Origin of the sequence: Pseudomonas putida (genome assembly GCF_009883635.2) — a bacterium.
In the GTDB taxonomy this organism is placed as follows: domain Bacteria; phylum Pseudomonadota; class Gammaproteobacteria; order Pseudomonadales; family Pseudomonadaceae; genus Aquipseudomonas; species Aquipseudomonas putida_W.
Window position 1 is genome coordinate 3,448,358 of record NZ_CP026115.2, and the last position, 21,984, is coordinate 3,470,341.

At 60.7% G+C, this 21,984-nt stretch carries 14 protein-coding genes, 2 tRNA genes and 2 rRNA genes; 12 read left to right on the forward strand and 6 right to left on the reverse strand.

Features of this window, described 5'->3' with window-relative positions:
• The first annotated feature begins 50 nt into the window (after positions 1-50).
• The 10 genes from C2H86_RS15690 (at position 51) to C2H86_RS15735 (ending at position 15,335) form a co-directional block, all read left to right on the forward strand.
• Positions 51-127: transfer RNA gene (locus C2H86_RS15690), tRNA-Ile, on the forward strand.
• Between the two features lie 6 nt (positions 128-133).
• Positions 134-209, forward strand: a tRNA-Ala gene (locus tag C2H86_RS15695).
• 248 nt (positions 210-457) lie between these two features.
• Positions 458-3,349, forward strand: a 23S ribosomal RNA gene (locus C2H86_RS15700).
• A gap of 140 nt (positions 3,350-3,489) precedes the next feature.
• Positions 3,490-3,605 (forward strand): 5S ribosomal RNA (rrf, locus tag C2H86_RS15705).
• A gap of 124 nt (positions 3,606-3,729) precedes the next feature.
• Positions 3,730-7,194 (forward strand): exodeoxyribonuclease V subunit gamma, encoded by a 3,465-nt coding sequence (recC, locus tag C2H86_RS15710; protein ID WP_159408834.1) that lies wholly within the window; start codon positions 3,730-3,732, stop codon positions 7,192-7,194.
• Positions 7,191-10,859: an exodeoxyribonuclease V subunit beta gene (recB, locus tag C2H86_RS15715; RefSeq protein WP_159408835.1), complete on the forward strand. Its 3,669-nt coding sequence runs from the start codon at positions 7,191-7,193 to the stop codon at positions 10,857-10,859. The genes recC and recB overlap by 4 nt, the downstream gene beginning before the upstream one ends.
• Positions 10,856-12,931 (forward strand): exodeoxyribonuclease V subunit alpha, encoded by a 2,076-nt coding sequence (gene recD, locus C2H86_RS15720; protein ID WP_159408836.1) that lies wholly within the window; start codon positions 10,856-10,858, stop codon positions 12,929-12,931. The genes recB and recD overlap by 4 nt, the downstream gene beginning before the upstream one ends.
• Before the next feature lie 71 nt (positions 12,932-13,002).
• On the forward strand, positions 13,003-13,569 hold the full coding sequence (locus tag C2H86_RS15725; RefSeq protein WP_159408837.1) for a YfiR family protein: 567 nt from the start codon (positions 13,003-13,005) through the stop codon (positions 13,567-13,569).
• Positions 13,566-14,840 carry a diguanylate cyclase domain-containing protein gene (locus C2H86_RS15730; protein ID WP_159408838.1) on the forward strand — a complete coding sequence of 425 codons (1,275 nt, stop codon included), beginning with the start codon at positions 13,566-13,568 and terminating at the stop codon, positions 14,838-14,840. The genes C2H86_RS15725 and C2H86_RS15730 overlap by 4 nt, the downstream gene beginning before the upstream one ends.
• Positions 14,841-14,843: 3 nt before the next feature.
• The gene (locus tag C2H86_RS15735; protein WP_159408839.1) at positions 14,844-15,335 is read left to right on the forward strand and encodes an OmpA family protein; all 492 of its coding nucleotides are present in this window, start codon (positions 14,844-14,846) and stop codon (positions 15,333-15,335) included.
• 99 nt (positions 15,336-15,434) lie between these two features.
• On the opposite strand, the gene C2H86_RS15740 is transcribed toward C2H86_RS15735, so the two are convergent.
• The 3 genes from C2H86_RS15740 to C2H86_RS15750 form a co-directional block, all read right to left on the reverse strand.
• Positions 15,435-15,698, reverse strand: a complete 264-nt coding sequence (locus C2H86_RS15740; RefSeq protein WP_110639478.1) for a DUF3077 domain-containing protein — start codon at positions 15,696-15,698, stop codon at positions 15,435-15,437.
• A gap of 99 nt (positions 15,699-15,797) precedes the next feature.
• Positions 15,798-16,040, reverse strand: coding sequence for a hypothetical protein (locus C2H86_RS15745; protein WP_159408840.1), 243 nt, complete (start codon positions 16,038-16,040; stop codon positions 15,798-15,800).
• 366 nt (positions 16,041-16,406) lie between these two features.
• Complete coding sequence (locus C2H86_RS15750; RefSeq protein WP_159408841.1) at positions 16,407-17,351, reverse strand: LysR family transcriptional regulator; 945 nt, start codon at positions 17,349-17,351, stop codon at positions 16,407-16,409.
• A 132-nt stretch (positions 17,352-17,483) separates the two neighbouring features.
• Between C2H86_RS15750 and C2H86_RS15755 the strand changes: the two genes are divergently transcribed.
• Together C2H86_RS15755 and mmsB are read left to right on the forward strand one after the other, a co-directional pair.
• The gene (locus C2H86_RS15755; RefSeq protein ID WP_060485581.1) at positions 17,484-19,010 is read left to right on the forward strand and encodes a CoA-acylating methylmalonate-semialdehyde dehydrogenase; all 1,527 of its coding nucleotides are present in this window, start codon (positions 17,484-17,486) and stop codon (positions 19,008-19,010) included.
• Between the two features lie 10 nt (positions 19,011-19,020).
• On the forward strand, positions 19,021-19,911 hold the full coding sequence (mmsB, locus tag C2H86_RS15760) for a 3-hydroxyisobutyrate dehydrogenase (RefSeq protein ID WP_159408842.1): 891 nt from the start codon (positions 19,021-19,023) through the stop codon (positions 19,909-19,911).
• A gap of 89 nt (positions 19,912-20,000) precedes the next feature.
• Here the strand turns inward: mmsB and C2H86_RS15765 are convergent, their stop codons facing one another.
• Genes C2H86_RS15765 through C2H86_RS15775 form a run of 3 tightly spaced genes read right to left on the reverse strand, consistent with a single transcriptional unit; the run spans position 20,001 to position 21,866 of the window.
• Positions 20,001-20,393, reverse strand: coding sequence for a hypothetical protein (locus C2H86_RS15765; protein ID WP_159408843.1), 393 nt, complete (start codon positions 20,391-20,393; stop codon positions 20,001-20,003).
• Positions 20,390-21,367, reverse strand: coding sequence for a hypothetical protein (locus C2H86_RS15770; protein ID WP_159408844.1), 978 nt, complete (start codon positions 21,365-21,367; stop codon positions 20,390-20,392). The genes C2H86_RS15765 and C2H86_RS15770 overlap by 4 nt, the downstream gene beginning before the upstream one ends.
• A gap of 10 nt (positions 21,368-21,377) precedes the next feature.
• Entirely contained in the window at positions 21,378-21,866 is a 489-nt protein-coding gene (locus C2H86_RS15775; RefSeq protein WP_159408845.1) for an Hcp family type VI secretion system effector, read from the reverse strand.
• Between the last annotated feature and the right edge of the window lie 118 nt (positions 21,867-21,984).

Sequence of the window (21,984 nt, forward strand, 5' to 3'; positions counted from 1 at the left end):
TCCCACACGAATTGCTTGATTCATTGTCGAAGACGATCAAGACCCTATATAGGTCTGTAGCTCAGTTGGTTAGAGCGCACCCCTGATAAGGGTGAGGTCGGCAGTTCAAATCTGCCCAGACCTACCAATATGCGGGGCCATAGCTCAGCTGGGAGAGCGCCTGCCTTGCACGCAGGAGGTCAGCGGTTCGATCCCGCTTGGCTCCACCACTTTCTGCGGTAGATGTTGTAGTTGATCAGAAATTAGAAATGAGCATTCAGTTTGAATGTTGATTTCTGACTTTTGTCAGATCGTTCTTTAAAAATTCGGATATGTGATAGATATAGACTGAACACCAGTTTCACTGCTGGTGGATCAGGCTAAGGTAAAATTTGTGAGTTCTGCTCTTAATTGAGCGAAATGCGAATTTTCGGCGAATGTCGTCTTCACAGTATAACCAGATTGCTTGGGGTTATATGGTCAAGTGAAGAAGCGCATACGGTGGATGCCTTGGCAGTCAGAGGCGATGAAAGACGTGGTAGCCTGCGATAAGCTTTGGGGAGTCGGCAAACAGACTGTGATCCAGAGATCTCTGAATGGGGGAACCCACTCAGCATAAGCTGAGTATCTTGTACTGAATACATAGGTGCAAGAGGCGAACCAGGGGAACTGAAACATCTAAGTACCCTGAGGAAAAGAAATCAACCGAGATTCCCTTAGTAGTGGCGAGCGAACGGGGACCAGCCCTTAAGTTGATTTGAGATTAGTGGAACGCTCTGGAAAGTGCGGCCATAGTGGGTGATAGCCCCGTACACGAAAATCTCTTGTCAATGAAATCGAGTAGGACGGAGCACGAGAAACTTTGTCTGAACATGGGGGGACCATCCTCCAAGGCTAAATACTACTGACTGACCGATAGTGAACCAGTACCGTGAGGGAAAGGCGAAAAGAACCCCGGAGAGGGGAGTGAAATAGAACCTGAAACCGTATGCGTACAAGCAGTGGGAGCCTACTTTGTTAGGTGACTGCGTACCTTTTGTATAATGGGTCAGCGACTTATATTCAGTGGCGAGCTTAACCGAATAGGGGAGGCGTAGCGAAAGCGAGTCTTAATAGGGCGTTTAGTCGCTGGGTATAGACCCGAAACCGGGCGATCTATCCATGGGCAGGTTGAAGGTTAGGTAACACTGACTGGAGGACCGAACCGACTACCGTTGAAAAGTTAGCGGATGACCTGTGGATCGGAGTGAAAGGCTAATCAAGCTCGGAGATAGCTGGTTCTCCTCGAAAGCTATTTAGGTAGCGCCTCATGTATCACTGTAGGGGGTAGAGCACTGTTTCGGCTAGGGGGTCATCCCGACTTACCAAACCGATGCAAACTCCGAATACCTACAAGTGCCGAGCATGGGAGACACACGGCGGGTGCTAACGTCCGTCGTGAAAAGGGAAACAACCCAGACCGTCAGCTAAGGTCCCAAAGTCATGGTTAAGTGGGAAACGATGTGGGAAGGCTTAGACAGCTAGGAGGTTGGCTTAGAAGCAGCCATCCTTTAAAGAAAGCGTAATAGCTCACTAGTCGAGTCGGCCTGCGCGGAAGATGTAACGGGGCTCAAACCATGCACCGAAGCTACGGGTGTCATCTTTGATGACGCGGTAGAGGAGCGTTCTGTAAGCCTGTGAAGGTGAGTTGAGAAGCTTGCTGGAGGTATCAGAAGTGCGAATGCTGACATGAGTAACGACAATGCGAGTGAAAAACTCGCACGCCGAAAGACCAAGGTTTCCTGCGCAACGTTAATCGACGCAGGGTTAGTCGGTCCCTAAGGCGAGGCTGAAAAGCGTAGTCGATGGAAAACAGGTTAATATTCCTGTACTTCCAGTTATTGCGATGGAGGGACGGAGAAGGCTAGGCCAGCTTGGCGTTGGTTGTCCAAGTTTAAGGTGGTAGGCTGAAATCTTAGGCAAATCCGGGATTTCAAGGCCGAGAGCTGATGACGAGTTGCCATTAGGCGACGAAGTGGTTGATGCCATGCTTCCAAGAAAAGCTCCTAAGCTTCAGATAACTGGGAACCGTACCCCAAACCGACACAGGTGGTTAGGTAGAGAATACCAAGGCGCTTGAGAGAACTCGGGTGAAGGAACTAGGCAAAATGGCACCGTAACTTCGGGAGAAGGTGCGCCGGCGAGGGTGAAGGACTTGCTCCGTAAGCCCATGCCGGTCGAAGATACCAGGCCGCTGCGACTGTTTATTAAAAACACAGCACTCTGCAAACACGAAAGTGGACGTATAGGGTGTGACGCCTGCCCGGTGCCGGAAGGTTAATTGATGGGGTTAGCGCAAGCGAAGCTCTTGATCGAAGCCCCGGTAAACGGCGGCCGTAACTATAACGGTCCTAAGGTAGCGAAATTCCTTGTCGGGTAAGTTCCGACCTGCACGAATGGCGTAACGATGGCGGCGCTGTCTCCACCCGAGACTCAGTGAAATTGAAATCGCTGTGAAGATGCAGTGTATCCGCGGCTAGACGGAAAGACCCCGTGAACCTTTACTATAGCTTTGCACTGGACTTTGAATTTGCTTGTGTAGGATAGGTGGGAGGCTTTGAAGTGGGGACGCCAGTTCTCATGGAGCCATCCTTGAAATACCACCCTGGCAACTTTGAGGTTCTAACTCAGGTCCGTTATCCGGATCGAGGACAGTGTATGGTGGGTAGTTTGACTGGGGCGGTCTCCTCCCAAAGAGTAACGGAGGAGTACGAAGGTGCGCTCAGACCGGTCGGAAATCGGTCGTAGAGTATAAAGGCAAAAGCGCGCTTGACTGCGAGACAAACACGTCGAGCAGGTACGAAAGTAGGTCTTAGTGATCCGGTGGTTCTGTATGGAAGGGCCATCGCTCAACGGATAAAAGGTACTCCGGGGATAACAGGCTGATACCGCCCAAGAGTTCATATCGACGGCGGTGTTTGGCACCTCGATGTCGGCTCATCACATCCTGGGGCTGAAGCCGGTCCCAAGGGTATGGCTGTTCGCCATTTAAAGTGGTACGCGAGCTGGGTTTAGAACGTCGTGAGACAGTTCGGTCCCTATCTGCCGTGGACGTTTGAGATTTGAGAGGGGCTGCTCCTAGTACGAGAGGACCGGAGTGGACGAACCTCTGGTGTTCCGGTTGTCACGCCAGTGGCATTGCCGGGTAGCTATGTTCGGAAGAGATAACCGCTGAAAGCATCTAAGCGGGAAACTTGCCTCAAGATGAGATCTCACTGGGATCTTGAATCCCCTAAAGGGCCGTCGAAGACTACGACGTTGATAGGTTGGGTGTGTAAGCGCTGTGAGGCGTTGAGCTAACCAATACTAATTGCCCGTGAGGCTTGACCATATAACACCCAAGCAATTTGCTAGCGCAGATTGCGGTGGTGAAGACGAAAGAACCGAAGATTCGCTTTTCACAAGAGCAGCACAAATTCACATATCCGAATTCGCTGGGCTGTCCATCTGGACATTCTGGCTACAGAATTTCTTGACGACCATAGAGCATTGGAACCACCTGATCCCATCCCGAACTCAGTAGTGAAACGATGCATCGCCGATGGTAGTGTGGGGTTTCCCCATGTGAGAGTAGGTCATCGTCAAGATTCATTTCGCAAAACCCCTATCTGCGCATGCAGGTAGGGGTTTTGTCTTTTCTGGCTTTTACTCGGGGCAGTATCGGCAGCCAGCCGTGATATCGTTCCCCATTCTCTTCCCAGGGATTTCTCCATGCCCAACACCACCTCGCTGCAGCCCGGTTTCATGATCGTCCACGGCAACCGCCTGGACGACCTGCGCAGCCTGGTAGTGAGTTGGATGCGCCGCTATCCGCTGGCACCGCTTGAAAACGAAATTGCCCTGGTACAGAGCAATGGCATTGCCCAATGGCTCAAGCTGGCCCTTGCCGAAGACCCACAGGACGATGACATGGGTGGTTGCGGTATTGCTGCTGCCATCGATGTGCAACTGCCCGGTAGCTTCATGTGGCAGTTGTATCGCAAGGTGCTCGGGCGCGACGAGATCCCCGAAGTGTCGCTGCTCGACAAGGCGCCACTGACCTGGCGCCTGATGCGCCTGTTGCCTGCACTGATCGAGCGCCCACATTTCGAGCCGCTGCGCCGCTTCCTCACCGATGACAGTGACCTGCGCAAGCGCTATCAGCTGGCCGAGCGCCTGGCCGACCTGTTCGACCAGTACCAGGTCTACCGCGCCGACTGGCTCAAGGATTGGGCAGCCGGCGAGCACATCCTCAATACCGCTCGTGGTGAGCGCAAGCCGCTCGCTCCAGGTAACCGCTGGCAGGCCGAACTGTGGCGCGCATTGCTCGAGGATGTCGGTGAACAGGGCATGGCGCAGAGCCGGGCAGGGGTACACCAGCGCTTCATCGAACGCATCAACAGCCTGGAAACCGCACCCCTCGGGCTCCCTTCGCGGGTCATCGTGTTCGGTATTTCTTCGTTGCCTGCCCAGGCATTGGAGGCGCTTGCCGGCCTGGCCCGTTTCAGCCAGGTGTTGCTCTGCGTTCACAACCCTTGCCGTCACCATTGGGCCGACATCGTTGCCGACAAGGACCTGCTACGCCACCAGTACAAGCGCCAGCAGCGCAAGCAAGGCATGCCCCTGCAGTTGGACGACGAGTCGCTGCATCAACACGCCCACCCACTGCTGGCTGCCTGGGGCAAGCAAGGCCGCGATTACATCAACCTGCTGGACAGCTACGACGACCCCGGTAGCTATCAAGGCGTGTTCAGCGACGGGCGCATCGATCTGTTCAGTGAAGGCCAGCCCACCACGCTGCTGAATCAGCTGCAGGACGATATCCTCGAATTGCGCCCGCTCGCAGAAACCCGAGAGCGTTGGCCTGAGGTCGACGTGACCAAGGACCGTTCCGTGCGCTTTCACGTGGCACATAGCCCGCAGCGCGAAGTGGAAATCCTGCACGACCAGTTACTGGCCCGCTTCAGTGCCGACCCCACGTTGCGCCCGCGTGACGTCATCGTCATGCTCCCGGCAATCGACACCTACGCGCCGCATATCCGTGCGGTGTTCGGCCAACTGCTGCGCAACGACCCGCGTTACATTCCGTTCACCCTGACCGATCAAGGCCAGCGTGGGCGCGACCCCCTGCTGATTGCCCTGGAACACCTGCTCAAGCTCCCGGACAGCCGCTTCGCCGTCAGCGAAGTGCTCGACCTGCTCGACGTCCCGGCGGTCCGGGCGCGTTTTGGCATCCGCGAAAGCGACCTGCCTACCCTGCACCGGTGGATCGAAGGCGCGGGCATTCGCTGGGGGTTGAACGCCGACCAGCGTGCCACCCTCGGGTTGCCCCAGGGCCTGGAGCAGAACAGTTGGCGCTTCGGTCTGCGGCGCATGCTGCTGGGTTACGCCGTGGGCGTGGGAGAGGGCTGCGACGGCATCGAACCCTACGATGAAATCGGCGGCCTGGACGCCGCCTTGATCGGCCCCTTGGTCGCGCTGCTCGATGCCCTGGAAGTGGCCAACCAGGCCTTGTCCCAGCCCGCCACGGCCAGCGAGTGGGGCGAACGCCTCAATGCTCTGTTACAGGTGTTCTTCCTCGCCGAGGAGGAGCACGACGAATACCTTTTGATGCAACTGCAGGAATTGCGCGATAGCTGGCTTGAAGTCTGTGAAACCGTAGGCCTGCAAGACCAACTGCCACTCACGGTGATCCGTGAGGCCTGGCTGTCGGGCCTCGACGAAGGCAAGCTGTCCCAGCGTTTTCTCGCCGGTTCGGTGAATTTCTGCACCTTGATGCCGATGCGGGCGATTCCTTTCCGCGTCGTCTGCCTGCTGGGCATGAACGATGGCGATTACCCGCGTGCCCAGCCGCCGCTGGACTTCGACCTGATGGCCAGCGACTACCGCCCCGGTGATCGTTCGCGCCGCGAGGACGACCGTTACCTGCTGCTCGAAGCGCTGCTGTCTGCACGTGACCAGCTCTACATCAGCTGGGTGGGCCGCAGCATTCGCGATAACAGTGAGCGACCAGCCTCGGTACTCATCGGCCAGCTCCGCGATCACCTGGCTGCCGGTTGGCGCCTCAAGGGCGATGCTGACGGCGAGCAACTGCTGCACGCATTGACCCAGGAGCACCCGCTACAGCCTTTCAGCGCGCGCTATTTCCAGAAGGGCAGTGCGCTGTTCAGCTATGCCCATGAGTGGCAATTGCTGCACCAGCAAAACACCGACGACGAGCAGCCCGATCTCGGCCTGCCACCTTACGTCAGCGATGAAGCGCTGACGCTGACCCAGTTGCAGGACTTTTTGCGTCACCCCGTCCGGCATTTCTTCAGCCAGCGCCTGAAAGTGTTCTTCGAAGCCCTGGAAGCGCCCACGCCAGACGAAGAGCCATTCGTCCTCGATGCCTTGCAGCGCTACAGCGCCAGCGAAAGCCTGCTGGGCGCCGCCCTGAGCGACCCAGACAACGCCGAACGCGCGCTGCAGGCCCAGGCCCGCCGCCTGCAAGCCTGCGGCATGCTACCCCTGGCAGGTTTCGGCGAACTGCTGCAAGCCGAACTGATCCAGCCACTGCCCGATCTGCTGCAACGTCATCGCCAACTGTTGCAGCGCTGGCCAACAGTGGTCGACGGCGCGCTGCCGATACACTTCGAGCATGCAAAGCACCGTCTTGAAGGCTGGCTGGGCCGGGTCTACCAGGCCGACGATCAAAGCCTGTTGAGCATCACCACGGTGCCCAACACCATCAGCGCCGGGCGCAACAACCTCAAGTGGCACCGCCTGATTGCCAGCTGGGTGATGCACCTGGCCGCCTGCGCCGCCGGTTATCCCCTGCACAGTGCATTGCTGGCCAGTGATATCACCTTGCTGCTCGGCCCTTTGCCACAGGCTCAGGCTGCCGAACAACTGGGTCACCTGCTGGTAGCGCGCCAGGCCGCAATGAATGCCCCCCTGCCTGTCGCTGCCAAGACCGCCTTCGCCTGGCTGGCTCAGGAGGATCCGGACAAGGCCCTGGCAGCCGCCACCCGTGCCTATGAGGGAGATGGCCGTACCAGTTTCGGTGAGCGCAGCGAAAGTGTTGCCCTGGCCCGGCAGTTCCGCGATTTCGCCGCGCTCAGCGCCGACGAAACCTTCGAAGGCTGGTGTGAAACCTTGTACCGCCCCCTGTTCAGCGCCGCCTGGCAGGCCCAGGGCAATCCGGAGAGTGAAGCATGACCCAGGCCCGCCCCCTGGCACTGAGTTTTCCCCTGCATGGCAGTCAGTTGATCGAAGCCAGTGCCGGCACGGGCAAGACGTTCACCATTTCCGCGCTGTACCTGCGCCTGATCCTCGGCCACGGCGGTGAGCAAGGCTTTGGCCGCGAACTGCTGCCGCCACAGATTCTGGTGGTGACCTTCACCGATGCTGCCACCAAGGAGCTGCGCGAGCGTATCCGCGCCCGCCTTGCCGAGGCAGCGCGCTTCTTCCGCGGCGAGCTGGAGGGTGGCGACCCGCTGCTGCATCAGCTGCGTGACGACTATGCCGAAGAGCACTGGCCACGTTGCGCCAATCGCCTGGAAGTCGCTGTGCAGTGGATGGATGAAGCGGCGGTGTCGACCATCCATGGCTGGTGTCAACGCATGCTCCGTGAGCATGCCTTCGACAGTGGCAGCCTGTTTACCCAAAGCCTGGAAACCGACCACAGCGACCTGCTCGGCCAGGTCATGCGCGATTACTGGCGGCGCTTCTGCTATGGCATGCATGGCGAAGCGCTGAACTGGGTGCGCAGCCATTGGGTCAGCCCCGATGCCCTGCTGCCGCGCATCCGCCCGCTGTTCGGTCGTGTGCGTGCACAGCAGGACGAAGCGGAGCCGCAAGCGTTGATCGATACTGCGCTGCAACAGCGGGTCGAGCAGTTGTGCCAACTCAAGGCGCCTTGGGCGCAATGGGCGGACGAACTGCAGCAGATCTGCCGCGACGCCGTGGCCGCGAAACAGGCCGATGGCCGCAAACTGCAGGCGCGCTACTTCGAGCCCTGGTTCGAGAAACTGCGTACCTGGGCCAGTGATGAACAAGAGGTGGAGCTCGACCTGGGCACCGGTTTTAACCGGCTGACCCCGGGCGGGATGGCCGAAGCCTGGAAAGCGGGTGATCCGCCCGACCACCCGGCCTTTCATGCCATGCAGAACCTGCAGCAACAGCTGCAGGCCCTGGTCAGCCCGGAAGCGCGTTTGCTCGAACACGCAGCGGCCTGGGTTGCGGCGCGCTTCGAATTGGAAAAACGCCGGCGTGCCGAAATGGGCTTCGACGATATGCTGCTGCGTCTGCAGCATGCCTTGGGCACGGAATCGGGTGAGCGCCTGGCGGCGCTGATCCGTGAGCAGTTCCCGGTGGCGTTGATCGACGAGTTCCAGGACACCGACCCGGTCCAGTACGGCATCTTCGAAAGCATCTATCGCATCAGCGAGAACCACCCGGAAACCGGCCTGTTCATGATCGGCGACCCCAAGCAGGCGATCTACGCCTTCCGTGGCGCCGATATCTATACCTACCTGTCGGCCCGGCGTGCCACTGCTGGCCGCCTGCACAGCCTGGACACCAACTACCGCTCCAGCCAGGCAATGGTCGCGGCGGTCAACCAGGTGTTCCTGCAGGCTGAAGCCCGCGCGCAGGGCAAGGGTGCCTTCCTGTTCCGCGAAGCCGACGACAACCCGTTGCCGTTCGTCGAGGTCCGCGCCAAGGGCCGCAGCGAGCGCCTGCTGATCGAAGGCGAGGCGTGTGCAGCGTTGCAATGCTGGCAGCTGGAAAGCGAAGAGCCGGTATCCAGCACGATTTACCGGCAGCAGCTGGCCGCCAGTTGCGCGAGCCATATCGTTGCCGTGTTGAATGGTGGCCAACGTGGGGTGACCGGCTTCAGCGATGACCGGGGCGAACTGCGCCCGTGCCAGCCTTCGGACATCGCCATTCTGGTGCGTGATGGCCATGAAGCGCAGCTGGTGCGGAGTGAGCTAGCCGCCCGCGATGTGCGCAGTGTGTACCTTTCCGACAAGGACTCGGTATTTGCCGCTCAGGAGGCCCATGACTTGCTGGCCTGGCTCAAGGCCTGCGCCGAGCCGGATTCCGAGCGCCTGCTCAAGGCCGCACTGGCCAGCCTGACTCTGGAGCTGTCGCTGGCCGAACTGGATCAGCTGAACCAGGACGAGCGGGTGTGGGAGGGCTGGGTCATGCGCTTCCGTCGCTATCGCGAAATCTGGCAGCGCCAGGGTGTGCTGCCCATGCTGCGGCATTTGCTGCACGACTTCGAGCTGCCGCGCATGCTGATCGGTCGTACGGATGGCGAACGCGTGCTGACCAACCTGCTGCACCTGGCCGAATTGCTGCAGCAGGCGGCCGGCGAGCTGGACGGTGAACAGGCGTTGATCCGTCACTTGGCCGAGCACCTGGCCTACGCCGGCCAAGCGGGCGAAGAGCAGATCCTGCGCCTGGAAAGCGACGAACAGCTGGTCAAGGTGGTGACTATTCACAAGTCCAAGGGCCTGGAATACCCCTTGGTCTACCTGCCATTCATCTGCACCAGCAAGCCGGTGGACGGCAGCCGCCTGCCACTGACCTGGCACGATAGCCAAGGCAATGCACAACTGACGCTGAGCCCCGATGCCGCGCAGATCGCCCTGGCCGACGAGGAGCGCCTGGCCGAAGACCTGCGCCTGCTCTATGTGGCCCTGACGCGTGCCCAGTACGCCTGCTGGCTGGGTGTCGCCGACCTCAAACGCGGCAACCAGAAGAGCACACAGCTGCACCGCTCGGCGCTTGGCTACCTGCTCGGTGGCGGCCTGGCGCTGGCTGGCTCGGAGCACCTCAAGGCGTGGTTGCAGAGCTTGCGGGCAGGCTGCGCGGATATTGCCTGCCCGGCCCTGCCGGAAGCCGGCGATGAGCACTACCGTGCGTCCCAGGCCGAGCATGAGCTGTTGCCCGCCCGCAAGCCACGCCGGGCTGCCGCCGAGCATTGGTGGATCGCGTCCTACAGTGCCTTGCGCGTTGGCGAACTGACCCTCGGCGCCGACAGCTCTCAGGCCCAGCAACTGCTCGATGACGAAGTGGCCGATACCCAGCTGATTCGCGAAGTGCCTGCCGATGGTGGTGACATCCATCGCTTCCCCCGCGGACCCAACCCGGGCACCTTCCTCCACGGGCTGCTGGAGTGGGCCGGCCGTGAAGGCTTTGCCGAAGTCGCCGGCAATCCCAAGCTCATCGAGCGTACCGTTGGCCAGCGTTGCAACCGCCGCGACTGGGCCGGCTGGATCCCGACGCTCAGCCAATGGCTGCAGCGCTTGCTCAACGAGCCTATGCCGGCCGGCGCTTCGCTGACGCTCGGGCAATTGCAGCATTACCAGATCGAGATGGAGTTCTGGTTCGCCAGCCACAACGTCGACGCCGAGCAGCTCGACCGCCTGGTGGCCCGGCATACCCACCCCGGTGCAGCACGCCCGGCTGCGCAGCCGACCGTGCTCAACGGCATGTTCAAAGGTTTCATCGACCTGGCCTACGAGCTCGACGGGCGCTACTACGTGGCGGACTACAAGTCCAACTGGCTCGGCCCGGACATCCAGGCCTACGACACCCAGGCCATGGAAAAAGCCATCCTCGAACACCGCTACGACTTGCAATACGTGCTCTACCTGCTGGCCCTACATCGCCAGTTGCGCGCACGGCTGCCTGATTATGATTACGACCACCATGTCGGCGGTGCCCTGTTCATCTTCCTGCGCGGCGCCAGCAGCAGTGGCCACGGTGTGTACTTTGCCAAGCCGCCACGCGCGCTGATCGAGGCCCTCGACGCGCTGTTCCGTGGCGCGAACGCGCCCGAACAGCAGGACCTGTTTGCCGGAGCCGTGACATGAGCCGAACCCTTGACGATCTCTTGCCTACGCCACTGCATGCTGGGCACCTGCTGGCCCTGGCCCCCCAGCACAACAGTGCGGACCTCGTGCAGTTGCTCGATCGCTGGGTCGAGCGGGGCTGGCTGCGTGCGCTCGACCGGGCGTTCGTCAGTTTTCTTGAAGAGCGAGCCCCTGGCAGTGACCCGTTGCTCTTGCTGGCGGCAGCCCTGGCCAGCCACCAGCTGGGCCACGGGCATGTCTGCCTCGACCTGCAACAGACCCTTGCCGAGCCCGATTTCGCGCTGTCGCTGCCGCCGGAAGGCGATGCTCTGACCGGCCCGCTGTTGTTGCCCTCGCAGTTGCTGGCCAACCTCGGCTTGCCCACCTGGCTGCAACGCATTGCCGCCAGCCCGCTGGTGGCTGCCGGCGACACGCCAGGCCAGCACGCGCGCCCGCTGGTGCTCAGCGGCCAGCGCCTGTACTTGCGTCGCTACTGGAGCTACGAGCGGCAGATCGACCAGATCCTGCGCCAACGCCTGATCCAGGACGAAGCGGCCCCGGCCGACCTGCCCGCGCGCCTGGCGCAGCTGTTCGACGAAGGTGCCCTGGCAGGCCAGGTGGACTGGCAGAAACTCGCCTGCGCCTTGGCCACCCGCGCAGGCTTCAGCATCATCACTGGCGGCCCGGGTACCGGCAAGACCACCACGGTGGTGCGCTTGCTGGCGCTGCTGCAGGCGCCTGCGGTGGAGCAGGGCAGGCCGCTGCGCATTCGCCTGGCCGCGCCGACCGGCAAGGCCGCCGCACGCCTGACAGAATCCATCGGCCAGCAGGTCGAGCGGTTGCAGGTGAGCGCCGAGGTGCGCGGGCAGATACCCACCGACGTCAGCACCGTGCACCGCCTGCTCGGCAGCCGCCCCGGCTCCAGGCACTTCCGTCACCACGCCGGCAACCCGCTGCCGCTGGATGTGCTGGTGGTCGACGAGGCGTCGATGATCGACCTGGAGATGATGGCCAACCTGCTGCAGGCTATGCCGCCCAAGGCACGGCTGATTCTGCTGGGGGACAAGGACCAGCTGGCCTCGGTCGAGGCTGGCGCTGTGCTCGGTGACCTGTGCCGGGATGCCGAAGACGGCTGCTATTCGCCCGCGACCCAGGCCTGGCTGGAACAGATCGGTGGCCAATCGCTGGCCGCCAGTGGCCTGAAAGCCGGCGATGCACAACGCAGCCCGTTGGCCCAGCAGGTGGTGATGCTGCGCTTCTCGAGGCGTTTTGGTGAAGGCAGTGGCATCGGCCAGCTGGCGCGCCTGGTCAATCGCCAGGAGGCCCACGCGGCACGGGATCTGCTGAGCCTGCCGCCAGCAGACGTGTTTGGCCTGGCGCTGCGCGGCGAGCAGGATCGGGCCTTCGACCGCCTGATTCTCGACGGCCTCAACCGCGGTAATGAAGGGCCTCAGGGCTATCGCAGCTACTTGCGTGCGATTGGCCGCTATCGCCCGGCACCGGGTACCGTATTCGACGATCCGCGCTGGGAGCAGTGGGCTGCCAGAGTGCTGCACAGTTTCGAAGACTTCCAGTTGCTGTGCGCCGTGCGCAAGGGTGCCTGGGGGGTCGAAGGCCTCAACGTGCGGGTGGCGCGGGTGTTGCACAATGCCGGGCTAATCGACAGCCAGCTGCCGTGGTATGAAGGCCGCCCGGTGCTGGTCACGCGCAACGACTATGGCTTGGGCTTGATGAACGGTGACATCGGCATCGCCCTGCGCCTGCCGGACGAGCACGGTGAAGCGCTGCTGCGTGTAGCCTTCCCGCGCAACGACGGCAGTGGAGGGGTGCGTTTCGTCCTGCCCAGCCGCCTAAACGAGGTGGAAACCGTTTACGCCATGACCGTGCACAAGTCCCAGGGCTCCGAGTTCAGCCACACCGCGCTGGTGCTGCCGGATGCACTCAACCCGGTGCTGACCAAGGAACTGGTGTACACCGGCATCACCCGGGCCAAGCATTGTTTCAGTCTGATCGAGCCGCGCCAGGGCATTTTCGAGGAAGCGGTGCTGCGCAAGGTACGGCGTATTTCCGGCCTGATGCTCGAGCAGGTTTGACGCTCCTACAGAGAGCCAGCGTTGTGCTATCGTTGCGCCGACTTCAGACAGGATTTTGAGAGAATTCTCACATGACAGGCGCCAGGGAGCGGTTGACAGGCTGTGCGCTTTCGGTACTGCTAGTTGCCCTGTCGCTATTGCCCGGCCCTGTCCAGGCGGACGGTTCGGCAACCTCCGCACAGGCCCAACAGCGTGCCAGGGCGGTGACTCAGGTAGTCCTTGGTATCCTCAGCTATGCGCGCTGGCCGACCGAGCCAGTGCCCTTGCGCATGTGCCTGGTGGGCCCCACCGAATACGCCGACGATCTGATCAAGGGCAGTGTGCAGAACTCCGGCCAACCCTTGCAGGTACGGCGCCTGCTGGCCGACGACCGGCAGGTCGCACAGGCCTGTGATGCCGTGTACATCGGCAAGCTCGACGATGCCCAGCGTGATCGTCTGTTCCAGGCCATCACTGGCCACCCGGTACTGAGCATCAGCGAAGCCGACGATCCGTGCACGGTCGGTAGCCTGTTCTGCCTGCGCGTCGGTGATCAGCAGGTGGCTTTCGAGGTCAACCTCGACTCCGTGGCGCGTTCCGGCGTGCGTATCCACCCAAGCGTGTTGCAGCTGTCACGGCGCCGCGGAGCGCTGCCATGAAGCGCTCGGCAACGAAGGCCCGAGTGCGCCCGACCTTGCGCTCGGTGCTCGGCCGTGGCCACCTCAGCGTGGCCCTGATGGCGGTGGGCCTGGCCGGTATTTCGCTGACCCTGCTCGGCGTGCTGGCCCTGCGTGTCTATGCCAACCACAACTTGCACCTGATCGCCCGTTCGATCAATTACACCGTCGAAGCTGCCGTGGTGTTCGACGACAGCGTTGCGGCCAATGAGGCGCTGGAGCTGATCGCCAAGACCGAAGAAGTGGCCGACGCCAAGGTCTTCAACAACGACGGTGAGCAACTGGCGCATTGGCAGCGCACCGATGAGGGCGTGCTTGGGCACCTGGAGGCCCAAGTGGCGACGGCATTGCTGGATGAGCCGATCAACCTGCCAATCATGCACCAGCAGCAGAAGGTCGGGCATATCGAACTGATCGGGCAAGGCCGCAGCCTGCTGCTGTTCTTGCTCAGCGGCCTTGGCGGCATCCTGTTCTGCACGGTCCTCAGTGCCTTTGTTGCCTTGTATCTGTCGCAGCGCATGCTCGGCGACATCGTCCGCCCCCTGCGCGCCCTGGCCAGCGTCGCCCACGCCGCACGTCGCGAACGCAGTTTCGACCGCCGGGTGCCGGAAGCGCCCATTGCCGAGCTCAACGAGTTGGGCAACGACTTCAATGCCCTGCTCGATGAACTGGAGGTCTGGCACGGCCACCTGCAGAACGAGAACGCGACCCTGGCCCACCAGGCCAGCCACGACAGCCTCACCGGCCTGCCCAACCGTGCGTTCTTCGAAGGCCGCCTCAGCCGCAGCCTGCGCAACGCCGCGCGGCAGCAGGACCATCTCGCGTTGCTGTTCCTCGACAGTGACCACTTCAAGCAGATCAACGACAGCCTCGGCCATGCCGTGGGCGACGAAGTGCTGATCAACGTGGCTGACCGCGTGCGTGCGCAACTGCGCGAGCACGACCTGGTGGCCCGCCTGGGCGGTGACGAGTTTGCCGTGCTGCTGACCCCGCTGCACTCGCGCGAGGATGCCGAGCGCATCGCCGAGAAAATCATCGCCAGCATGCAACTGCCAATGCTGCTCGATGGCGGCGAGAGCCTCATCACCTCGCTGAGCGTCGGTATCGCCTATTACCCGGATGATGGCAGTGACCCTGCCAGCCTCCTCAATGCCGCAGATGCGGCGATGTACCAGGCCAAGCGCAAGCGCCGTGGCCAGTGGCAAGCGGCGCAGACGGAACGGTCCGCCGCCGATTTCAGGAACAGGAGTTGAACCGTGATACAGCGTTTGCGTTTTTCGTTTGTCGTGATGTTGCTGGCTATGCTGGCGTTGACAGGGTGCCAGAGCACGCCCCCCAAAGGGCTGACCGCCGAGCAGATTGCCGTGCTCAAGCGCGAAGGCTTTGCCCCCACCGACGAGGGCTGGGCGTTCGACCTGTCGGGCAAGGTGTTGTTCGGCAGCGACCTGGACAGCCTCAATGGCCCGAGCCAGGCGATTGTCGAGCGGATCGGCAAGGCCTTGCTGGGCGTGGGCATTCAGGGTGTGCGGGTCGACGGCCACGCCGATGCTTCGGGCAAGGCGGCGTACAACCAGCAGTTGTCCGAGCGGCGTGCGCAGAGTGTGGCCAAGGTGTTGATCGATGTTGGCATGCTGGCGCAGAACATTCGTACCCGTGGGCTGGGCAGCACACAGCCGGTGGCGGACAACCGCACCAGCGCCGGGCGGACCGAGAACCGCCGGGTGTCGATCGTGGTCGCGTCTTATTGACATATACCGAGCGCCGCCCGCGTGGCGCTCGATCTGATAGGCGCTGCACATCTGTCGGCGAACAACTGGTGGCCGTGATGCGCTATCAGGCTTGGCCCATCAATGCCTCATGCCCATCTCGGCGTCGTCCATCAGCGCCTTGGCCATTGCGCTCAGATAATGAGAAGCCCAGATCATCATCGGTTTCTCGTCCATCAGGCCGAGGATGGTCAGCTCGCGCACATAGCCCATCAGTTCCGAGGCCTGTTCACGGGCATCCTGGCAAGGAATGCCGGGTTCGATGCGGAACAGCGGGTGGGTCTGGTTTTCACCTTGGAAGAAGGTGGTCTTGCCGACGGTGCATTGGGTGTTGTCTGTGGTCATTGTTCAATCTCCCTGAAATTTCCATTGCCTGGCCGGGCCTCTTCGCGGGACAAGCTTGTCCCGCGAAGAGGCCGGTCCAGGCAGTACATCACCTGAGCCTCAGTGCAAAGTCCGAGGCCCAGTGGGCATCTGCACCTGGATCAACGCCGATTCGAGCAAGGCTCGCAGCGCCTCCATCTCATGCATCGAGGTCATCATCAGGATCGACGCCGGTGACTTGGGCTGCAGCAGCAACGCCTGATGCACCACTGTCGCCGCACACAGCGCATAGTCGGTGGCCTGGATCAGCGTGTCTTCAAGGGAATGAATATCGTGGGGTGGATCGGGAACGATCTTTAGCATGGTGGCACTCTCTATGGGTTAGCTAGAGCCGCCACTCATGACTTGCAGTGTGATGGGTGGCGGCCACGTACGGGTCTGCAAGACCGGCAGAGAGCAAAAATCCGGCAGGTTCGAAAACCTCCCGTACGCAGCCACCATCAAGCGCGCGCAATGGCATGCCATTGGCTATCGGTGATCGACATTTTTGCTCTGGACGGGCTTGCAGGCCCGGTCGCTGTTTTGGCAACGACAGGGCCACACTATTCCGCCGAGAACACCACCGCAATGGCCCAAGGGCGGTAGGAAGCTAATTCAGAAATGGACTACAAACAACGGGAAAAATCTGAAGTTTTGGATCAGAGGGGATCGTCTTTAGATTTTCAGCGTTCATGCAAAGCGCATCTCGCGCGTCTCGCCCATCAACAACGGCGCATTCGCCTCGGTCACCCCACGGATGTAATCCCACAACAGGGTAATCCGCTTCAACTTGCGCAAGTCCTCCCGGCAATACATCCAGAACTGCCGCGTCACCTCGATCTCTTCCGGCAACACCGTCACCAGCCGCGAGTCCTGCGCTGCCAGGAAGCACGGCAAGATCGCCAACCCGCGCCCCTGCAGCGCTGCCGTGTACTGGGCAATGACGCTGGTGCTGCGTAAATGCGCATTGGCATTGGGAATCAGGTTGGCCAGGTACAGCAGCTCCGAGCTGAACGCCAGGTCGTCCACATAACTGATGAACGGGTGGCTCGCCACGTCGCTGACCTGGCGGATCGGTGCATGGCTGTCGAGGTAGTCCTGGGTCGCATACAGACGTAACCGGTAGTCACACAGCTTGCAGCACACATAAGGCCCATGCTCCGGCCGTTCCAGGGCGATGACGATGTCTGCCTCGCGTTTGGACAGGCTGATGAAGTGCGGCAGCGGCAGGATATCCACCGAGATCGCCGGGTAGGCATCGACGAAGTGGCTCAATTGCGGGGTGACGAAGAAGCTGCCGAAGCCCTCGGTGCAGCCCATACGCACATGCCCCGACAGCGCCACGCCGGAGCCGGAGACCTGCTCGCAGGCCATGTGCAAGGTGCTCTCGATCGACTCCGCGTAGCCCAGCAGGCGTTGTCCCTCGGCGGTCAGGACGAAGCCGTTGGTGCGTGACTTTTCGAACAGCAGTGTGCCCAACGCCCCCTCCAGCGAGCTGATGCGCCGCGACACCGTGGTGTAGTCGACGGCCAGGCGTTTGGCCGCGCTGCTGGCCTTGCGCGTGCGCGCCACTTCGAGGAAGAACTTCAGGTCGTCCCAGTTCAGCGCACTGAGGGAGGTCAGGTCTTTTTGCATGTTGATCCGGTTTTTTTGTGCGTTCTTGTTGGATGTTTGCACATCTATACTCGAAAAAAGCCCCAAGGCGCCACCTCGTATTTGCCCGGCGCTGGCGATCTCGTCCTGACAATAATTCCAAGGAGAACGCAGATGAACGCACCACAATCCCCTGACAAGACCAAGGTCGAGCAGGTCAAGCTGCTGATCGACGGCCAGTGGGTCGAGTCGAAAACCAGCGAATGGCGCGATATCGTCAACCCGGCCACCCAAGAGGTGCTGGCGCGGGTACCGTTCGCCACCGTCGAAGAAGTGGATGCCGCCGTGGCCGCTGGCCAGCGCGCCTTCAAGACTTGGCGTGACACCCCGATCGGGGCACGCATGCGCATCATGCTCAAGCTGCAGGCGCTGATCCGCGAACACACCAAGCGCATCGCCCAGGTCCTCAGCGCCGAGCAGGGCAAGACCCTCGCCGACGCCGAAGGCGACATCTTCCGCGGCCTGGAAGTGGTCGAGCATGCGGCCTCCATCGGCACCCTGCAGATGGGCGAGTTCGCCGAGAACGTTGCCGGTGGCGTGGACACCTACACCCTGCGCCAGCCGATCGGTGTGTGCGCTGGCATCACCCCGTTCAACTTCCCGGCGATGATCCCGCTGTGGATGTTCCCGATGGCCATCGTCTGCGGCAACACCTTCGTTCTCAAACCCTCCGAGCAGGACCCGCTGTCGACCATGCTGCTGGTCGAGCTGGCGCTGGAAGCCGGAGTGCCTGCCGGTGTGCTGAACGTTGTGCATGGCGGCAAGCAGGTGGTGGATGCGATCTGCACCCACCAGGACATCAAGGCGATTTCCTTCGTTGGCTCCACCGAAGTCGGCACCCACGTGTATAACTTGGCCAGCCAGCACGGCAAGCGCGTGCAGTCGATGATGGGCGCGAAGAACCACGCCGTGGTGCTGCCCGACGCCAACCGCACGCAAACCGTCAACGCCCTAGTCGGTGCCGCCTTCGGCGCAGCAGGCCAGCGCTGCATGGCTACCTCGGTGGCGGTGCTGGTGGGCAAGGCGCGTGACTGGCTGCCGGACATCAAGGACGCGGCGAGCAAGCTCAAGGTCAATGCCGGTTGCGAGCCGGGCACCGATGTTGGCCCTGTGGTTTCCAAGCGCGCCAAGGAGCGGGTGCTGGGCCTGATCGAAAGCGGCATCCAGGAAGGCGCCAAGCTCGAACTCGATGGCCGTGGCGTGAAGGTGCCGGGCTACGAGCAAGGCAACTTCGTCGGCCCGACCCTGTTTTCCGGGGTGAAGACCGACATGCAGGTATACACCCAGGAAATCTTCGGCCCGGTGCTGGTGACCCTGGAAGTGGACACCCTCGACGAAGCCATCGCCCTGGTCAACGCCAACCCGTTCGGCAACGGCACTGGCCTGTTCACCCAGAGCGGCGCGGCGGCGCGCAAGTTCCAGAGCGAGATCGACATCGGCCAGGTCGGTATCAACATCCCGATCCCGGTACCGGTACCGTTCTTCAGCTTCACCGGCTCGCGCGGTTCCAAGCTCGGCGACCTCGGCCCGTACGGCAAGCAGGTGGTGCAGTTCTACACTCAGACCAAGACCGTCACCGCCCGCTGGTTCGATGACGACAGCGTCAACGACGGTGTGAACACCACCATCAGCCTGCGCTAAGGAGCTCGTCATGCGTATCGCATTCATCGGCCTGGGCAACATGGGCGCACCCATGGCCCGCAACCTGATCAAGGCCGGGCACCAGCTGAACCTGTTCGATCTGAACAAGACCGTGCTGGCCGAGCTCGCCGAACTGGGCGGGCAGGTCAGCGCTTCGCCCCGGGACGCGGCGGCCAGCAGCGAGCTGGTGATCACCATGCTGCCGGCGGCGGCCCATGTGCGCGCCGTGTACCTCAACGAAGACGACGGTGTGCTGGCGGGCATTCGCCCAGGCACGCCGACTTTGGATTGCAGCACCATCGACCCGCAGACCGCGCGTGATGTGTCCAAGGCCGCTGCGGCCAAGGGTGTGGACATGGGCGATGCGCCGGTGTCCGGGGGTACCGGCGGCGCCGCAGCTGGCACCCTGACTTTCATGGTCGGCGCCAGCGCCGAGCTGTTCGCCACGCTCAAGCCGGTGCTGGAGCAGATGGGCCGCAACATCGTGCACTGCGGTGAGGTGGGTACCGGGCAGATCGCCAAGATCTGCAACAACCTGCTGCTGGGCATCTCGATGATCGGCGTCTCCGAGGCCATGGCCCTGGGCAATGCACTGGGTATCGACACCAAGGTACTGGCGGGGATCATCAACAGCTCGACCGGGCGTTGCTGGAGCTCCGATACCTACAACCCGTGGCCGGGCATCATCGAGACCGCACCCGCCTCGCGTGGGTATACCGGTGGGTTTGGCGCCGAACTGATGCTCAAGGACCTGGGGCTGGCTACCGAGGCTGCGCGTCAGGCGCACCAGCCTGTGATCCTTGGCGCCGTGGCCCAGCAGTTGTATCAGGCCATGAGCCTGCGCGGTGACGGCGGCAAGGACTTTTCGGCGATCGTCGAGGGTTACCGCAAGAAGGATTGACGAGCGAGGACTTCATCGCGGGCCGGGCGGCCTTCCCTCTGTAACTGCGCACCAGAGGGGAGGGTGCCCGTACTGCGATGTTTTAAGCATTATTTAGCCAAGGGTGGCAAGTAATGCATAAAAACGCCTAACCCTACCAGTGCAATAAATGATACCGTATTAGCAATACCTATGCCGATGAGAGGAAACTTGATTTTTGAAGGTAGCTTATTGATTTCTTCGATATTGATAAGTTTTCTGTAAGTGTAAATTTTGGGGCAAAGAAGAATGAATGAAATATTGTTCAGTCGTATGACTTTCCCCATCAGACCGGCATGTAGCCATAATTTTCTCTCGCCGATTACTGCATCGCAATTCAATAAAAATCCCTCAATGTAATCGATTTTACGATGGGCTATGAATATTGTTATTGCAAGGTTCAAGAAAGTTAAGGTGGCGAATGCCAGGGAGTACACTAGAAAAGTTAAGTGCACGATTGTCATTTCGTGATTACCTCATATAGAAGTTCCCCCGCTTTGGCTCCTGCTTTGCTCCCAAGCTTGCCGCCTGCCACCCCCCCTATTGTACCGCCGAATATCCCGCAAGCGAGTGCTCCGGTTCCACCTGTAGCCACGCCAAAAACCACGCTGCAAGCACCGCCAAGAAGAAGTTTGCCACCGTATGCCCCAGCAGTCGTAGTCCCTAAACCCAGCACCAATGAGCTAATCTCGACATAATGCGCCTTTAAGCATTCCTCCTCGCGTCCGAGCGTACAGGCTTTATGTATCTCCAGACCCGTAGCAGCGACGTCTAACGCAATCCCAACATACGTTCCTTTCTTTATCAAATTAGCAGCTGTCGCCACGCCTGAGACTTTGTTGGCATACCCTGCAATCTCACCAGTATGCATGTAGCTCTTGGTCGATATCCCCAATGTCCGTTTGATCGAACCTTGGTTTCTTAGGCCGGAACCATAAGCGCCCAGCTTTCCTAATTGTTCATCCAGTCTCCTAAATAAGGCGGAACGCTTTGCATAGAACTGATCACGAGCCGCCATGTTCCCTGACCCGAGGTGCTGTTGATGTAGCTTCTCGATATCCATCAAGGTGGCCTCGATAGCTTTCAGGTGCTTGCTCCACCCTTCACTAACCACTCCAGCACCCATGGATGCATGCGCGATAAGGCTTTTCAAGGTTTCGAAATTGTCCAGGAAAAAGTTATCCACACCTTGGCCGTTGCGCATCAGCCCTAGGTGCGCAATTGTCGCCTGCCTCATCATCCAGGCTTCCTGGCTGGTGCAGGAAGCCGTAGTGGGATCGCCGATGATGATAAGTTCACCGCTACGGACCACCGTATTGGCAATGTGTGAATTCAGTACATCAAACTTCTCCAAGGCATGACCGCTCAGCGCCAGGTCAGATTTCAGCCTGTGATAGTTTTGCAACTTGAGATTGAGGTACGCGCGGGCTTCAGACATGGCAGCACCCTCACGCGTATTTTCTATTGCCGATACGGTCCCAGCCCCCGGCGATATTACCGCCGCCACTGCCATCGTGGCGGCGCTGCTGGGTGTAAGTGGTCTTGATCCGCCCGTAATTGAGTTGCACCACTTCTAGTGGCACTCCTGTGTCCACGGCCTGCGAATACTCGGCGATGATCACTTCTTCAAGGATGATTTCGAAGTACCTTAGTTTGTCGCCACCAGCACGGCAGAGGGCGAGCTTCACTTCTTTCAGATGCTGGCCTGTGCAACTGGCTTCCATCAGTTTGCAACTGGCACTGTCGAGGTACTTGGTGAAAGTGAAGTTGGTGACGGAGGTCCTGCCCGATGTTGCGCCACCTGCGGAACTGGCAGTGGCAGATGTACTTTGGCTGACGCCAAAGTCATAGCCCAGCACTTCAATCCATTTACTGTATTTTTCGTCCAGTGCTTCGCCTGGAATACTGTCGATCTGAATGTAGGCGTCGAAAGCCATGCTTATCTCTCCTTGACATTGTTTTGGATGGGCAATGCTGCCCGGCGATTCGGGCGATCAGCGCAGGCTAGGTCTGGGAGAGTGCGAGGGCAATACCATATGGGGTGGTGTGGCGCAA

What these genes read in the sequence shown, in the direction of transcription:
- recC (WP_159408834.1), top strand. Translation starts at nt 3,730, where the DNA reads ATGCCCAACACCACCTCGCTGCAGCCCGGTTTCATGATCGTCCACGGC.
- recB (WP_159408835.1), top strand. Translation starts at nt 7,191, where the DNA reads ATGACCCAGGCCCGCCCCCTGGCACTGAGTTTTCCCCTGCATGGCAGT.
- recD (WP_159408836.1), top strand. Translation starts at nt 10,856, where the DNA reads ATGAGCCGAACCCTTGACGATCTCTTGCCTACGCCACTGCATGCTGGG.
- C2H86_RS15725 (WP_159408837.1), top strand. Translation starts at nt 13,003, where the DNA reads ATGACAGGCGCCAGGGAGCGGTTGACAGGCTGTGCGCTTTCGGTACTG.
- C2H86_RS15730 (WP_159408838.1), top strand. Translation starts at nt 13,566, where the DNA reads ATGAAGCGCTCGGCAACGAAGGCCCGAGTGCGCCCGACCTTGCGCTCG.
- C2H86_RS15740 (WP_110639478.1), bottom strand. Translation starts at nt 15,698, where the DNA reads ATGACCACAGACAACACCCAATGCACCGTCGGCAAGACCACCTTCTTC.
- C2H86_RS15745 (WP_159408840.1), bottom strand. Translation starts at nt 16,040, where the DNA reads ATGCTAAAGATCGTTCCCGATCCACCCCACGATATTCATTCCCTTGAA.
- C2H86_RS15750 (WP_159408841.1), bottom strand. Translation starts at nt 17,351, where the DNA reads ATGCAAAAAGACCTGACCTCCCTCAGTGCGCTGAACTGGGACGACCTG.
- C2H86_RS15755 (WP_060485581.1), top strand. Translation starts at nt 17,484, where the DNA reads ATGAACGCACCACAATCCCCTGACAAGACCAAGGTCGAGCAGGTCAAG.
- mmsB (WP_159408842.1), top strand. Translation starts at nt 19,021, where the DNA reads ATGCGTATCGCATTCATCGGCCTGGGCAACATGGGCGCACCCATGGCC.
- C2H86_RS15765 (WP_159408843.1), bottom strand. Translation starts at nt 20,393, where the DNA reads ATGACAATCGTGCACTTAACTTTTCTAGTGTACTCCCTGGCATTCGCC.
- C2H86_RS15770 (WP_159408844.1), bottom strand. Translation starts at nt 21,367, where the DNA reads ATGTCTGAAGCCCGCGCGTACCTCAATCTCAAGTTGCAAAACTATCAC.
- C2H86_RS15775 (WP_159408845.1), bottom strand. Translation starts at nt 21,866, where the DNA reads ATGGCTTTCGACGCCTACATTCAGATCGACAGTATTCCAGGCGAAGCA.